The sequence below is a fragment of the Sphingopyxis sp. QXT-31 genome (assembly GCF_001984035.1).
Taxonomy (GTDB): domain Bacteria; phylum Pseudomonadota; class Alphaproteobacteria; order Sphingomonadales; family Sphingomonadaceae; genus Sphingopyxis.
Map to the genome: position 1 here is coordinate 3,326,535 of NZ_CP019449.1, position 15,158 is coordinate 3,341,692.

Annotated in this window: 15 protein-coding genes; 9 read left to right on the forward strand and 6 right to left on the reverse strand. The window is 64.1% G+C overall.

Translation table 11 applies throughout. The features are described 5' to 3' along the window. Nucleotides 1-42: 42 nt before the first annotated feature. Genes BWQ93_RS16000 through BWQ93_RS16010 form a run of 3 tightly spaced genes read left to right on the forward strand, consistent with a single transcriptional unit; the run spans nt 43 to nt 2,260 of the window. Entirely contained in the window at nt 43-669 is a 627-nt protein-coding gene (locus BWQ93_RS16000) for a DUF4136 domain-containing protein (RefSeq protein ID WP_077031381.1), read from the forward strand. Beyond that, complete coding sequence (locus BWQ93_RS16005) at nt 666-1,787, forward strand: M14 family metallopeptidase (protein ID WP_077031382.1); 1,122 nt, start codon at nt 666-668, stop codon at nt 1,785-1,787. The genes BWQ93_RS16000 and BWQ93_RS16005 overlap by 4 nt, the downstream gene beginning before the upstream one ends. After that, nucleotides 1,784-2,260, forward strand: a complete 477-nt coding sequence (locus BWQ93_RS16010) for a GNAT family N-acetyltransferase (protein ID WP_077031383.1) — start codon at nt 1,784-1,786, stop codon at nt 2,258-2,260. The genes BWQ93_RS16005 and BWQ93_RS16010 overlap by 4 nt, the downstream gene beginning before the upstream one ends. Nucleotides 2,261-2,330: 70 nt before the next feature. On the opposite strand, the gene BWQ93_RS16015 is transcribed toward BWQ93_RS16010, so the two are convergent. Further along, entirely contained in the window at nt 2,331-2,786 is a 456-nt protein-coding gene (locus tag BWQ93_RS16015; protein ID WP_077031384.1) for an Hsp20 family protein, read from the reverse strand. Nucleotides 2,787-2,975: 189 nt separating this feature from the next. On the opposite strand from BWQ93_RS16015, the gene gpmA reads away from it, so the two are divergent. After that, nucleotides 2,976-3,662, forward strand: a complete 687-nt coding sequence (gene gpmA, locus BWQ93_RS16020; protein ID WP_077031385.1) for a 2,3-diphosphoglycerate-dependent phosphoglycerate mutase — start codon at nt 2,976-2,978, stop codon at nt 3,660-3,662. Between the two features lie 145 nt (nt 3,663-3,807). On the opposite strand, the gene BWQ93_RS16025 is transcribed toward gpmA, so the two are convergent. The 3 genes from BWQ93_RS16025 to BWQ93_RS16035 form a co-directional block, all read right to left on the reverse strand. Continuing rightward, entirely contained in the window at nt 3,808-5,901 is a 2,094-nt protein-coding gene (locus BWQ93_RS16025) for a Plug domain-containing protein (protein ID WP_077031386.1), read from the reverse strand. Between the two features lie 120 nt (nt 5,902-6,021). After that, nucleotides 6,022-6,864, reverse strand: a complete 843-nt coding sequence (gene dapD, locus BWQ93_RS16030) for a 2,3,4,5-tetrahydropyridine-2,6-dicarboxylate N-succinyltransferase (protein ID WP_077031387.1) — start codon at nt 6,862-6,864, stop codon at nt 6,022-6,024. Beyond that, nucleotides 6,861-7,538: a pyrimidine 5'-nucleotidase gene (locus BWQ93_RS16035; protein ID WP_077032464.1), complete on the reverse strand. Its 678-nt coding sequence runs from the start codon at nt 7,536-7,538 to the stop codon at nt 6,861-6,863. The genes dapD and BWQ93_RS16035 overlap by 4 nt, the downstream gene beginning before the upstream one ends. 148 nt (nt 7,539-7,686) lie before the next feature. Between BWQ93_RS16035 and BWQ93_RS16040 the strand changes: the two genes are divergently transcribed. Beyond that, nucleotides 7,687-8,985 carry a metal-dependent hydrolase family protein gene (locus BWQ93_RS16040; protein ID WP_077031388.1) on the forward strand — a complete coding sequence of 433 codons (1,299 nt, stop codon included), beginning with the start codon at nt 7,687-7,689 and terminating at the stop codon, nt 8,983-8,985. A gap of 12 nt (nt 8,986-8,997) precedes the next feature. Here the strand turns inward: BWQ93_RS16040 and BWQ93_RS20910 are convergent, their stop codons facing one another. Beyond that, complete coding sequence (locus BWQ93_RS20910; RefSeq protein WP_156878264.1) at nt 8,998-9,786, reverse strand: hypothetical protein; 789 nt, start codon at nt 9,784-9,786, stop codon at nt 8,998-9,000. Nucleotides 9,787-9,857: 71 nt separating this feature from the next. Next, a complete protein-coding gene (locus BWQ93_RS16050; protein ID WP_077031390.1) occupies nt 9,858-10,358 on the reverse strand; it encodes a DNA-deoxyinosine glycosylase in 501 nt (166 codons plus the stop codon). 306 nt (nt 10,359-10,664) lie between these two features. Between BWQ93_RS16050 and rpsL the strand changes: the two genes are divergently transcribed. The 4 genes from rpsL to tuf all read left to right on the forward strand — a co-directional run bounded on the left by rpsL (nt 10,665) and on the right by tuf (nt 15,088). Next, entirely contained in the window at nt 10,665-11,036 is a 372-nt protein-coding gene (gene rpsL / locus BWQ93_RS16055; protein ID WP_058805196.1) for a 30S ribosomal protein S12, read from the forward strand. Nucleotides 11,037-11,109: 73 nt separating this feature from the next. Next, nucleotides 11,110-11,580 (forward strand): 30S ribosomal protein S7, encoded by a 471-nt coding sequence (gene rpsG / locus BWQ93_RS16060; RefSeq protein ID WP_037556359.1) that lies wholly within the window; start codon nt 11,110-11,112, stop codon nt 11,578-11,580. A 105-nt stretch (nt 11,581-11,685) separates the two neighbouring features. Beyond that, the gene (fusA, locus tag BWQ93_RS16065) at nt 11,686-13,779 is read left to right on the forward strand and encodes an elongation factor G (RefSeq protein WP_077031391.1); all 2,094 of its coding nucleotides are present in this window, start codon (nt 11,686-11,688) and stop codon (nt 13,777-13,779) included. 115 nt (nt 13,780-13,894) lie between these two features. Beyond that, nucleotides 13,895-15,088 (forward strand): elongation factor Tu, encoded by a 1,194-nt coding sequence (tuf, locus tag BWQ93_RS16070; protein ID WP_077031392.1) that lies wholly within the window; start codon nt 13,895-13,897, stop codon nt 15,086-15,088. Nucleotides 15,089-15,158: the final 70 nt, after the last annotated feature.

The window sequence follows — 15,158 nt, forward strand, 5'->3', positions numbered from 1 at the left end:
CCGTTCATTGCCAAGCCATAATCGCTGGCGCATGATGCGGCCATGAAGCTTCATCACAATGTCGCCCTGCTCGCCGCAGCGGCGCTGGCGCTCGGCGGTTGCGCCACCGCGGTCCCGCCGGTCGAGGTCACGCGTTTCCACAACGCCGTCCCCGCCTGGGCGCCCGGCACCCGCTACGCGATCGCGACCGCACCGCTCGATGCGTCGGGTTCCGGGGGTCCGGCCGCGGGCATGCCGTCGCTCGAATGGAACAGCTACCGCGCCGCGGTCGACCAGCAGTTGCAGCGCCAGGGGCTCGTCGCCGCGGGCTCGGGCGAGCGCGCGCCCTTGCTCGTGCGCATCGATTTCGCGCGCAGCGAACGCGTGAACGGCGGCGGCAATTCGCCGGTGTCGGTTGGGGTCGGCGGTTCGACCGGCGGCTGGCGCTCGGGCGTCGGGCTCGGCATCGGCTTCAACCTCGGCGGCGGTCCGCGCCGCATCACCGATATCGAACTCGCAGTGCGCATCGACGACGCGGCCTCGGGCAACGCGCTCTGGGAAGGCCGCGCGATCGCCGCGATCCCGGCGAAGGCGCCCGCGGCTCAGCCGTCGCTCGCCGCGGCAAAATTGGCCGAAGCCCTATTCAAGGACTTCCCCGGCGAATCGGGACGCACTATCAGCGTCCCATGACCATCAGCATCGACGCCGTTTTCGACAGCGGCAATATCGTCGTGGAGTCGCTCGCCGGCACCACCGCCCGGCTTTCGATCCGCAAGGACCGCGAATCCGACTTCTTCCAATGGTTCCACTTCCGCGTCGGCTGCGCCGTCGGCGACGCGCTGGAACTGGCGATCACCGGCCTCGCGTCCTCGGCCTATCCCGACGGCTGGCCCGACTATGCCGTCTGCGCCAGCACCGACCGCGACCATTGGTTCCGCCTCGACACGCGCTACGATGCGGCGGCCGATGGCGGTTCGCTGATCGTCACCCACACCGCCGAAAGCCCGATCCTGTGGGTCGCCTATTTCGCGCCTTACTCGATGGAGCGGCACCACGACCTCGTCGCCTCGGTGGCCGAATGTGAGGGCGTCACCTATCGCTGCCTCGGCCACAGCCTCGAAGGCCAGCCGATCGACTGCCTCGAAATGGGCAGCGGCGAAACCCAGGTCTGGCTCTATGCGCGCCAGCATCCGGGCGAAAGCATGGCCGAATGGTGGATGGAAGGCGCGCTCGAAAAGCTCACCGACCCCGCCGACCCCCACGCGCGTTCGCTCCTACAGAAGTGCCGTTTCCACATCGTACCCAACATGAACCCCGACGGCTCGCGTCGCGGTCATTTGCGGACCAACTATGCGGGCGTGAACCTCAACCGCGAATGGCACGAGCCGACCCCCGAGCGCAGCCCCGAGGTGCTCTGCGTGCGCAACGCGATGGACGAGACCGGGGTCGACTGGGCCATAGACGTCCATGGCGATGAGGCGATTCCGGCGGTCTTCTTCGCGGGCTTCGAGGGCATTCCCTCGCTCAAGCCCGAGCAGACGGAGAAATATAAGCGGTTTCAGGCCGCGCTCGCCGCGGCGACCCCCGATTTCCAAGTCGATCTTGGCTATGTCGAATCGGCGCCGGGCAAGGCGAACCTGACGATGTCGACGACCCAGCTCGCCGAACGCTATGGCGCGGTGTCGATGACGCTCGAAATGCCGTTCAAGGACAATCGCGACCTGCCCGACCCGGTGCAGGGCTGGTCGCCCGAACGCTCGAAATTGCTCGCCCACGCCTGCCTCTCGACGCTGGACGGCATCTTGTGAGATCTGATGGCGGCGCTTGGCGTATCGTCGAGGACGATCTGTCGGGCGCCGCCATCCGCGCGCTGCTCGAACAGCATTTCGCGGGCATGCTCGCCAATTCGCCGGCGGGCAGCTGCCACTTCCTCGATTTCGACGGCTTGCGCGCGGGCGACGTCACCTTCTGGTCGATCCATCGCGGCGACGACCTCGCGGGCTGCGGCGCGCTCAAGATGCTCGACGCCGCGCACGGCGAGATCAAGTCGATGCGTACCCATGATGCCTTCCTGCGGCAGGGCGTCGCCGCCCGCATGCTCGACCACATCCTCGCCGAAGCGCGCGGGCGCGGTGCCGGGCGGCTCAGCCTCGAAACCGGATCGAGCCCCGCCTTCGAACCCGCGCTCGCGCTCTACCGCCGCTATGGCTTCGAAGATTGCGCGCCCTTCGCCAACTATAAACCCGACCCGTTCAGCCGCTTCATGACGCGCGCGATCTAGAAACGAAAACGGGGTCCGGAAGGGACTCCGGACCCCGCTCTTAGCCCCGCAGGGCGCAGGACAAGGCGCGTTACGCGGCCTTCTTGTCCTCGATCACCGGCTGCGTGCCGCCGATCGCGATCTTGTGCGGCTTCATCGCCTCGGGCACTTCGCGCACCAGGTCGATGGCGAGCAGCCCGTCGGACAGGTCGGCCTTTTCGACCCGCACGAAGTCGGCAAGCTGGAAACGGCGCTCGAAGGCGCGCGTCGCGATGCCGCTATACAGCAGCTGGCGCTCTTCGCCCTCGGGGGCGGGCGCCTTGCGGCCGCTGACGGTCAGCATGTTCTGCTGCGCGGTGATGTCGATTTCCTGCGACTTGAAACCCGCCACCGCGACGGTGATGCGGAAATGGTCGTCGGCGACCTTCTCGATGTCGAAGGGCGGGTAATTTTCGGCGCCCGAGCCGCCGGTCTCGAGGAAATCGAACAACCGGTCGAACCCGACGGTCGAACGGCGATAGGGGGTCCAGTCGAAGCTGTTACGCATGGTCTTTCTTCCTTTGTCCAAAGCGAAGTCAGGGACCGCGGCAGCGCGCCGCGATCGCCACCCGGCCCCGTTGCGGCGGCCGGATGAGGCGAATCTGGTGGCGGCTGAAACCATTTCAAGAGGGGCGTTGGCCTTTGCGCAAAAGCCGCGCTATGGCGCGCGCGATCACCCTCTCCGGAAGGACCGAAAATGCCGCAGCTCATCCTCATCCGTCACGGCCAGTCGCAATGGAATCTCGAAAATCGCTTCACCGGCTGGTGGGATGTTGACGTGACCGAAACGGGCGCGGCGGAGGCGTGGGCCGCGGGCGAGCTGATGAAGGAAAAGGGCATTGCGCCAGACACCGCCTTCACCTCGGTCCAGTCGCGCGCGATCAAGACTCTCAACTTGGCGCTCGAGGCGATGGGACGTTTGTGGCTGCCGGTGACCAAGGACTGGCGCCTCAACGAGCGCCACTATGGCGGGCTCACCGGGCTCGACAAAGCCGAGACCGCGGCGAAACATGGCGACGAGCAGGTCAAGATCTGGCGCCGCAGCTTCGACATCCCGCCGCCGCCGCTCGAAGCTGGCTCGCCCTACGACCTCGCGAGCGATCCGCGCTATGCGGGCATCGCGATCCCGTCGACCGAAAGCCTCAAGGACACGATCGCGCGCGTCCTGCCCTATTATCAGGCGGCAATCGAACCCGAACTCGCGGCGGGCAAGACCGTGCTCATCTCGGCGCACGGCAACAGCCTGCGCGCGCTGGTCAAGCATCTGTCGGGCATTTCGGATGCCGACATCACCGGCCTCGAAATCCCGACCGGCCAGCCGATCGTTTATGAGCTGGGCGACGACCTGACGGCGCGCGATCGCTATTATCTGAACGAGCGGTAAAACAAATCCTCCCCGCTCGCGGGGAGGGGGACCGCCGCGAAGCGGTGGTGGAGGGGGTTTGCGGCCTTGCGCCGACGTCGGTGGACCACGATAGCCCCCTCCGTCAGCCGCTACGCGGCTGCCACCTCCCCACAAATGGGGAGGACTACAACGTCCCCGTCACCGTCAGCTGGAAATATTGCCCGAATTTGCGCTGGCGGCTTTCGCTGAATTCGATCGGCCCGTCGCGCCGGTCGACGAACACGGTGCGGTCGAACCCGTCCTTCATCCCCGCGAGGTTGCGGTACGACAGCTTCACCGTGAAGCCCGCCACATTCTTGTGCTCGACGAACGCGGTGACGAAGGGCCCAACGGTATATTCCTTCTCGATCGCGTCGAGCCGCAGACCCGGCGAAAAGCGCTCGTCGAAATAGCCGCCGCCCCAGGCGAAATTGCTCCCCGGCACATCGTGGCGCAGGCTGAGGTCGGCGATATATTCCTGCCCGAAGCTCTGGTCGCGCCATTGGTCGGTCAGCGGGTCACGCACGCGGTTGCGGCGCCAGGTCGCGTCAACGTTGATCCGCGCCCCCTTCCACCCCAGCGGGTCGAGCAGCAGCGTCCCCTTGGTGGTGATGCGATAGAGATGCGCGGGCGGCAAATTGCCGCGTCCTTCCTCGGTCGGTGACAGCGGGATCTGGTCGACCAGATCCTGCGCATAGCCATAGGCGAAGGCGACGGATGCGTTGCCCCATTTGCCCATGTCCTGCACGAATTCCAGCTCGCTGCGGTTGACGATCGGCGGGACGAGCCGGCCATTGCCGCCATTGCCCTGCCCGTTCGCAACGTCGACCGAGCTCGCGAAGTCGAAGAAGTCGAGTTGGTCGACGCGGCGCTGGACGAACCAGTTGATCGTTGTTTTCGGCCCGACCTTCCACGCCAGCGCGAACTTGCCCTTCGGGCGGATGAAGCTTCGCGTCAGCCCGCCGGGACCCGACGAGGTCAGCTCGCTATATTCGGCGGCGAGGTTCAATTGCGCGGTCAGGTTCGGCGCCAGCGCGCGGCCCCAGGTCAGCGACGCCTCGCCGCGCTTCTCTTCGACCTTGGTCCTTTCGCCGCCGAAGGCGACGGGCAGGAAGCTGCCGTCCGCCTGCAGCACCGCATATTCGGCATCGACGTCGAGTATGTTGTACGCGCCCTCCATCGCGACCTGCCAGTCGGTGCCGCCCGCGGTGCGCCAGCTATATTCGCCGCGCAGGATCGCTTCGCTCTCGTCGGCGGTCTGGCTGAAGCGCTCGCCGCGGCGCCCGCCGATCTCGCGGTCGATGACGAACGTATCGACGAAGGGGCTGTGCTCGAAACGATAGAGCGAGATCAGCTTCAGCCGCCCCTTGCCCAGCCCCATCTCATAATCGCCGCCGATGTCGAAATTATATTCGTCCTCGGTGAAGCGGAATTCCTCGGTGACCCGGCCAAAGACGGGTTGGACCGAGGTGCCGGTCACCCGCTCGCGCAGCTTCTGCAGCTGTCCGCCGAGGTTCAGATTCCATTTGTTGCCGTTGGCCGTGGTGCGCGCGAGCGCCGCCGACAGCCGCGGCCGGTCGCCTTCATAGGCGCCGATCTCGTCGCGGTTGAAGAGCAGCGCGCCATCCTCGTCGAAGCGCCGCTCGGGGCCCCAATGGCCGTTGCGGTTGGCTTCGTTCTTCAGGCTCAGCGTGACCTGCGTGCCGCCCAATTTGCCCGTGGTCGAAATCTCGCCGTTCAGCCAATTGTCGTCGATCCGCGGGCGCCATTCGGGCTGCCAGCGCAGAGTCGTCTTGACCCCGCCGCCGGCGCCCGCGCCCGCCACCAGCACGACATTGGCAACCTGGCCCGTCAGCCCGGGGACGTTCAGGCTCGCGCCGTCGACGATGTCGATATAGGCGACCTGCGTGGCGGTGATCCGCGCCAGCGCGGTGCGCGCATCGGTCGACTTGTTGGCGATCCGCTCGCCGCCTATCAGCACATTTTCGGTCGCCTGCCCCAGCCCGCGCGCGCCGCCGTTAGTGCCGGTGACGATCAGGAAGCCCGGTATCTTCTCCACCATGTCGAGCGCGGTGCGCGGCGCGAAGCGTGCGAAATCGGCGGGGGTATAGCGTTCGGCGCCGTTCACCGGCGCGGGGATCGCGGGGGGCGCATCGCCGCTCGGCGCCTGCGCGTCCGCGGATCCTATCGACAGCGCCGCCATCGCCCCCAGCGACGCAGCCCCGATCATGGCGCGCATAATCCCTCCCCGATGCGGCGACACAACATCCTGTCGCCCGCGCCTCCTTAAAGAAGGAGGTCGTAAAATTATGGCCTCTTCCATGAACCGCCCGCGGCGCTCGACGAGCGGCGGACGCGATCAGTCGCGCAGCAGCTCGTTGATCCCGGTCTTGGCGCGCGTCTTCGCGTCGACGCGCTTGACGATCACCGCGCAATAAAGCGACGGACCCGGCGAGCCATCGGGCAGCGGCTTGCCGGGCAGCGACCCCGGAACGACGACCGAATAGGCCGGAACCTCGCCCATGAAGACCTCGCCCGTCGCGCGGTCGATGATCTTGGTCGAGGCGCCCAGATAGACGCCCATCGACAGCACCGCGCCCTCCCGCACGATCACGCCCTCGGCGACTTCGGCGCGCGCGCCGATGAAGGCGCCGTCCTCGATCACCACCGGCCCCGCCTGCAGCGGCTCGAGGACGCCGCCGATCCCCGCGCCGCCCGAGAGGTGGACGTTGGCGCCGATCTGCGCACAGCTTCCCACGGTGGCCCAGGCATCGACCATCGATCCCTCGCCGACATAGGCGCCGATATTGACGAAGCTCGGCATCAGCACCGCGCCCTTGCTGATAAAGGCGCCGCGGCGGACGATCGATCCGGGGACCGCGCGGAAACCCGCGTCGCGAAAGCGATTCTCGCCCCAACCCGCGAATTTCGATGGCACCTTGTCCCACCAGGCCGCGCCGCCGGCGCCGCCGTCGATGATTTCCATGTCGTTGAGGCGGAACGAAAGCAGCACCGCCTTCTTCAGCCACTGGTTGACCTGCCAGGTGCCGCCGGCGTCGCGCTCGGCGACGCGATAGCTGCCGTCGTCGAGCCCTGCGAGCGCGCTCTCGACCGCTTCGCGCACGGGGCCGGTCGTCGTCAGCCCCAAAGTGTCGCGCGCCTCCCACGCGGCTTCGATCGTCGATTGCAGGTCAGTCGTCATGAAATCCCCCAAGGCGTCGGTAGATTGTCGAGCCAGTCCGAAATGTCGGTCGCATGGAAATCGACCTGGTCCGGCAGGTGGTCGCGATGGCCGCTTTCGCTGCCATTGTCCAGCCACACGGTGGTCATCCCTAGCGCCTTTGCCGGGGTCAGGTTGCGCGCCATATCCTCGACGAACAGGCTGCGTTTGGGGTCAATGCCGAGGTGGTCGACCATCATGGCATAGGCGGCCGGATCGGGCTTCGGCGTATAGCGCGTAACGCGAATGTCGCAGATGCCGTCGAACAGGTCGGCGATCCCGCGCGCTTCCAGAACGCGCGCCGCATAATCGGCGTCGGCATTGGTGAAAACCAGCCGCCGTCCGGGCAGCCGTTCGAGCCCGGCGCGCAGCCGCGCATCGGGCGCGATGCGGTCGAGCGCAATATCGTGGACGTCGACCAGGAAATCCTCGGGCGCGACGTCATGATGGCGCATCAGCCCCGCCATCGTCGTGCCATGGTCGTGGAAATATTGCTTCTGCACCCGCCGCGCCTCGGCGGCATCGACATCGAGCAGCCGCATGATGAAGGCGCCCATGCGCGCGTCGATCAGGTCGAACAATTTTGCCGACGGCGGATAGAGCGTGTTGTCGAGATCGAAGATCCAGGTATCGATATCGGTCAGGCGCTGGGGCATGCGGGCGCGCTTACCGGCGGCGTCGCGGATGGGCAAGTTGCATACATATTGCGCGTCGTCGCCTCGGGCTTGACCCGCGGTCCCACTTGGACTTCAAAACGGCGGGACCCCGGATGGACTCCGGATCAACGATACAGGGGACGCCAGAATGAAACCGACGACCTTCCTCCCGCTCCTTCTCCTCGGCACCGCGCTCGCTACGCCCGCCGCCGCGCAGACCGCCCGCACGGTGATCCACGCCGGCCACTTGATCGCAGAACCCGGCAAGCCCGCGAAGGGCGCTTCGACGATCACCGTCGAAGGCGGCAAGATCGTGTCGATCGCCGACGGCCACCAGCCCGCCGATCCCGGTGCGACCGTGATCGACCTCAAGGACAAATATGTCCTCCCCGGGCTGATCGACAGTCATGTTCACCTCACCAGCGACGCGGGCGGCATCGCCGGCCAGCTCGAGGAAGTCACGCTCAGCCCCGCGGCGCAGGCCTTCAATGCCGAGGTCAACGGCATGAAGACGCTGCGCGCGGGCTTCACCACGGTGCGCAACCTCGGCGACGGCGACGGCGCGACGCTCGCGCTCAGGGACGCGATCCTCGCGGGCAAGGTTCAGGGCCCGCGCATCGTCGACGCAGGCGCCAGCATATCGGGCAGCGCCGGGCATATGGACGGCTCGCTCGGCTATCGCGACGAGCTGCGGCCCTTCTTCGCGGGCGCAGGCAACACCTGCAACGGCGCCGACGATTGCCGCCGCGCGGTGCGGTTGCAGATCGGACGCGGCGCCGACGTGATCAAATTCGCCTCGACGGGCGGGGTCAACAGCCGCATCGGCGCCGGCCTCGGCAAGCAGATGTTCGACGACGAAGCGCAGGCGATCGTCGACACCGCGCATCTGTTCGGAAAGAAGGTCGCGGTCCACGCCCACGGCGCCGACGGCATCCGCCTCGCGCTCGCGGCCGGCGCCGATTCGATCGAGCACGGCACGATCCTCGACGAAGCGACCATCGCCGCCTGGGCGAAAACCAGGACTTACTATGTCCCGACGCTGTCGACCGTGAACGGCTACAAGGAACGCATCGCCGCCAATGCCGCGGCCTATGAGCCCGACGTGCTCGCGAAGATCCAGTGGCGCATCGGCATCACCGGCAGGAGCCTCGAGGCGCTCGTGCCGCGCGGCGTGCGCATCGCCTTCGGCACCGACGCCGGCGTCTCGAAGCACGGCCGCAACGCCGACGAGTTCGAACTGCTCGTCGCGCACGGCATGACCCCGGTCGAAGCGCTCAAGGCCGCGACGGTGAACGCCGCCGACCTCCTCGGCCTGTCCGACCAGATCGGCACCATCACGTCAGGCAAGAGCGCCGACATCATCGCGGTGGCTAGCAACCCGATCGCCGACGTGACCGTGCTGAAAAAGGTCGATTTCGTGATGGCGCGGGGTGAGGTGGTGGACTGACCTTCGAACCTGTCAGGTGGAAGGAGAAAGAACTTGTGGGACCGGACCAATATTAAGAAGTTTGTCCACTAACGCAGTTGTTTCATCGTCTAACTTCGCAAAGTTTTTTATCCGACCCCTTAGGTTCTCTCTCATGGAATGCTTAACAAACTCAATGTATAGCAACATTTCTTCAACGCTGTCGGAAGTTATGTGCTTTTCTCCCACCATATACTTTGTGATATCCGGATCAGTGAACTGTCCCATCATCTGCCCCTGAGGGATAGGATGAACAGGAAAAAATGAAGACAGTATTATAAGCTGAAGCGATGGCATCTCAAATTCCGTGATGTTCATCCCTGCCGGTAGGAAGCTCTCCAAAGGAATCGGCGGATCTGAAGCAATCACAATATATAGGAGAACTACTTCAGCTGCATCATATGGAACAATTATTTCTTGAAGATCCCCATCTCGAGGATTTGATAGATATATTTCATTGTTCAGATCAGTACATAGGCGGCTATATATGATCGCTGAAAAACCTCTTTCGTTTGGTATTCTGTATTGATATGTATTTTTCTCGGAATTGTCGTTAAAAATAATTGTTTGCTTTATGGTTCTTCCTGCATCAGCGCTGTTTTTTGTGGCATGAATCGAGAACTTTTGCGATTTTACAACCTTGTCAGGATTAGATTCTTGCTGATTGGCAAATTTTATAAAGAGTGTGGTTGTTCCGTCTTTTTCAGATTGAACTGAAAATAGCTCGCGCAACCGGCCAGCGGCTTCTATTTGGAATCTTGTTTTGGGTTTCTTGTCGGCCATAATCAAATTATATAGCTAAAGATCGAGTTCCGTAAAATCTCTGATGTGACACGTGATCGTGCATACAACTTTCATCTGCTGAGCGCTAAACACAAAACCAGCCACCGCTCGAGCTTCCCCGCATAGCCCCCGGTATTCGCCGCACTGCTCGACGGCAGGTCGACGATCTCGACCCCCTCCAGCCCCGGCAACTGCCGCCGCCCGACCGCCGCGGCCTTGCCGCCGTTGAAGGCGATCATCCGCAAATCGGGCAGCTCGGCGACCAGCGCCGCCAGATCCTGCGCCTCGACTTCGCGTATCTCGCTATCGCTGCTCGACCGCCGCTCCGCCGAACGAATCACGTCCCACAGGCCAACCTTCGCCTCGCGCAAGGCCGCCAGCCGGTCGTCATAGTCCATCCCAGCCAGCGGCCGGTCGATCACCTCCCCAACCAGCTGCCAGAACTGGTTCGTCGGATGCGCATAATAGCGCTGTTCTGCCAGCGAACGCGCGCCGGGCAGGCTGCCGAGGATCAGCAGCCGCGTGTCGGGATATACATGCGGCGCAAAACTGGCGTGGCGGACGGCGGGCATCGCCGACCGATAGCGCCCCCGAACCGGCGCAACAATCTTGCTCACCCCTTGACCCCCGCGGGAATCGCCGCTAGGGGCCGCGTCGATCGAAAGCGGCGCTTATCCGCCACTTCCGGTTACAACAGCGCTTGAACATTGCTGGCGCGGATGGAGCCTCCGGGGATCGAATGCGATCGACCGGGGTCTTTTGCTGTTACAGGGTCGCCCGTTTTTCGCGGTTTTCCGCGGGGTTCGGACCGATGCTTCGTCCACCGCGGTACAGTAACCGTTCGCTTTGATGGGCGGACATTTAAAGGTGAAGCATTCATGCCCACGATCAACCAGCTGGTCCGCAAGGGCCGGACTCCCCAGAAGGTGAAGTCCAAGGTCCCGGCGATGGACGCAAACCCGCAGAAGCGCGGCGTTTGCACCCGTGTCTACACGACGACCCCGAAAAAGCCGAACTCGGCGCTCCGCAAGGTTGCGAAGGTCCGCCTGACCAACAGCCGCGAAGTCATCACCTACATCCCCGGCGAAGGCCACAACCTCCAGGAACACAGCGTTGTGCTGATCCGCGGCGGTCGTGTCCGCGATCTTCCCGGTGTGCGTTACCACGTCCTGCGCGGCGTGCTTGATACGCAGGGTGTGAAGGACCGCAAGCAGAGCCGTTCGAAGTACGGTGCGAAGCGTCCGAAGTAAGGACTGCTTTTTCGGCTATTTGATCATCCCAGGCCGCCTTGGCGCCGGGATGCTGTTGTAAAAGGAATTACCCATGGCTCGTCGTCGTCGTCCTGAACGCCGCGAAATCTTGCCCGATCCCCGTTTCGGGGATGTCGTGCTGTCGAAATTCATGAACAGCGTCATGCTGGACGGGAAGAAGTCGGTCGCCGAAAGCATCGTTTATGGTGCGCTCGAGTCGGTCGAAGCCCGCGCCAAGAAGGAACCCATCGGCGTGTTCCACGAAGCGCTGGCGAACATCCGCCCGAACATCGAAGTCCGCAGCCGCCGCGTTGGCGGTGCGACCTACCAGGTTCCGGTCGAAGTCCGTCCGGACCGTGCGCAGGCGCTCGCGATCCGCTGGCTGATCACTGCTGCGCGCAACCGCAGCGAGACCACGATGGCCGCGCGCCTGTCGGGCGAACTGCTCGACGCGTCGAACAACCGCGGCAACGCGGTCAAGAAGCGCGAAGACACGCACCGAATGGCCGAAGCCAACCGCGCCTTCTCGCACTACCGCTGGTAATTTGCCGGACGCCCTCCGCGTCAGGGGGGCGTCTCGCAATCGCAACAAAACTTCCTATATCGGGGGCGGCTCCAAAGGCCTCCCCCAAAAACCAAGGAAAAGACCATGGCACGCAGCCATTCGCTCGAACATTATCGCAACTTTGGGATCATGGCGCACATCGACGCCGGCAAGACCACGACGACCGAGCGCATCCTCTATTACACCGGCAAGTCCTACAAGATCGGCGAAGTCCACGACGGCGCCGCCACCATGGACTGGATGGAGCAGGAACAGGAACGCGGCATCACGATCACGTCGGCTGCGACCACCTGTCTTTGGAAGGCCGATGAGGGCAAGGGTCCCGAGCATCGCCTGAACATCATCGACACCCCCGGCCACGTCGACTTCACCATCGAAGTCGAACGTTCGCTGCGCGTGCTCGACGGCGCGATCACCGCGTTCGACGGCGTTGCCGGCGTCGAGCCGCAGTCGGAAACCGTGTGGCGCCAGGCGGACAAGTACAAGGTTCCGCGGATGTGCTTCATCAACAAGCTCGACCGCACCGGCGCCGATTTCTATTATTGCGTCCAGACGATCGTCGATCGCTTGGGTGCGACCCCGGCCGTCCTCTATCTGCCCATCGGCGCTGAAGGCGACTTCAAGGGCCTCGTCGACCTCGTCAACGAGCGTGCGATCATCTGGAAGGACGAAAGCCTCGGCGCCGAATTCTTCTATGAGGAAATTCCCGCCGACCTCGTCGACAAGGCCGCCGAATATCGCGAAAAGCTCGTCGAGCTCGCCGTCGAACAGGACGACGACGCGATGGAAGCCTATCTCGAAGGCACGCTCCCCGACGTACCGGCGCTCAAGGCGCTGATCCGCAAGGGCACGCTGGCGCAGGCGTTCGTCCCGGTCCTCTGCGGCTCGGCGTTCAAGAACAAGGGCGTCCAGACGCTGCTCGACGCGGTCGTCGATTATCTGCCCTCGCCGCTCGACATTCCGCCGGTGCAGGGCATCAACCCCGACACCAACGAGCCTGATTCGCGCGAGACCTCGGACTCGGCGCCGCTGTCGCTGCTCGCCTTCAAGATCATGAACGATCCGTTCGTCGGCTCGCTCACCTTCGCGCGCATCTATTCGGGCACCCTCAACAAGGGCACCTACCTGAATTCGGTGAAGGACAAGAAGGAAAAGGTCGGGCGCATGCTGCTGATGCATGCGAACAGCCGCGAAGACATCGACGAAGCCTATGCGGGCGACATCGTCGCGCTCGCCGGCCTCAAGGAAACCACCACCGGGGACACGCTCTGCGCCACCAACGCGCCGATCATCCTCGAGCGGATGGAATTCCCCGAGCCGGTCATCGAGCTGTCGGTGGAACCGAAGACCAAGGCCGACCAGGAACGTATGGGCATCGCGCTCAACCGCCTGGCCGCCGAGGATCCCTCGTTCCGCGTGTCGACCGACCATGAATCGGGCCAGACGATCATCAAGGGCATGGGCGAGCTTCACCTCGACATCCTCGTCGATCGCATGAAGCGCGAGTTCAAGGTCGAGGCGAACGTCGGCGCGCCGCAGGTGGCGTACCGCGAATCGCTCGCCCGTCCGGTCGACGTCGACTACACCCACAAAAAGCAGTCGGGCGGCTCGGGCCAGTTCGGCCGCGTCAAGGTCAGCGTCGCCCCCGGCGAGCGCGGCTCGGGCATCACCTTCATCGACGAGATCAAGGGCGGCAACATTCCGCGCGAATATATTCCTTCGGTCGAAAAGGGCATGCGCGAGTCGGCCGAAAACGGTCACATGATCGGCTTCCCGATCATCGACTTCGAAATCAAGCTCACCGACGGCGCGTACCACGACGTCGACTCGTCGGCGCTGGCGTTCGAAATCGCGGGCCGTGCGGCGATGCGCGAAGTGGCGGCGAAGGCCGGCATCAAGCTGCTCGAGCCGGTGATGAAGGTCGAGGTCGTGACCCCCGAGGAGTTCATGGGCGACGTGATCGGCGATCTCAACAGCCGCCGCGGCCAGATCCAGGGCACCGACAGCCGGGGCATCGCCCAGGTCGTCGAGGCGATCGTGCCGCTGGCGAACATGTTCGGTTACGTCAACCAGCTGCGCAGCTTCAGCCAGGGGCGCGCCAGCTACTCGATGCAATTCTCGCATTACGAGGAAGTGCCGACCAACGTCGCCGAAGAAGTGAAGGCCAAGATGGCCTGACGCTAAGCCGCGCGGGCTTGCACCGCGCGGCAAAGCCCTCTAAGGGCGGCGCCTGATTCAGCAGGCGCGTCCAGGACTGATCAACGCAAACATCGAACAAGAAGGTTGTTACATCATGGCCAAGGCTAAATTTGAGCGGACGAAGCCGCACTGCAACATCGGCACCATCGGTCACGTCGACCATGGCAAGACCTCGCTGACCGCAGCGATCACCAAGGTGCTTGCCGAAAACGTCGCGGGCAACGCCGCCGTCGACTTCGCGAACATCGACAAGGCGCCCGAAGAGCGCGAGCGCGGCATCACCATTTCGACTGCGCACGTCGAATATGAAACCGAAGGCCGCCACTATGCGCACGTCGATTGCCCGGGCCACGCCGACTATGTGAAGAACATGATCACCGGTGCCGCCCAGATGGACGGCGCGATCCTGGTGGTGTCGGCCGCTGACGGCCCGATGCCGCAGACCAAGGAGCACATCCTGCTCGCCAAGCAGGTCGGCGTTCCCACCATGGTCGTCTTCCTCAACAAGGTCGACCAGCTCGACGATCCCGAGCTGCTCGAGCTCGTCGAACTCGAAATCCGCGAAGAGCTTTCGAAGCGCGACTTCGACGGCGACAATATTCCGATCATCGCCGGTTCGGCGCTCGCCGCGCTGGAAAGCCGCGACGACAACATCGGCAAGGACGCGATCCTGAAGCTGATGGCTGCCGTCGACGCTTGGATCCCGCAGCCCGAGCGTCCGCTCGACAAGCCCTTCCTGATGCCGATCGAAGACGTGTTCTCGATCTCGGGTCGCGGCACCGTCGTCACCGGCCGTATCGAAACCGGCGTCGTCAAGGTTGGTGAAGAAGTCGAGATCGTCGGCATCAAGGACACCAAGAAGACCGTCGTGACCGGCGTCGAAATGTTCCGCAAGCTGCTCGACCAGGGCCAGGCCGGCGACAACGTGGGCGCGCTGATCCGCGGCGTCGGCCGTGAAGAAGTCGAGCGTGGCCAGGTTCTCTGCAAGCCCGGCACGATCAAGCCGCACACCGAGTTCACCTCGGAAGTGTACGTCCTGTCGAAGGACGAAGGCGGCCGTCACACGCCGTTCTTCGCGAACTATCGTCCGCAGTTCTACTTCCGCACCACCGACGTCACCGGCGAGGTCATCCTCCCCGAGGGCACCGAGATGGTCATGCCCGGCGACAACGTCCAGCTGTCGGTCAAGCTGATCGCCCCGATCGCCATGGACCCGGGCCTGCGCTTCGCGATTCGCGAAGGCGGCCGCACGGTCGGCGCAGGGGTTGTCGCGACGATCACAAAGTAATATAGGGCCGCGAGCCGCGCGATTCGGAACCGATTCGCGCGGCTCGTAGCTTAAAGATTTTTGATGGCCG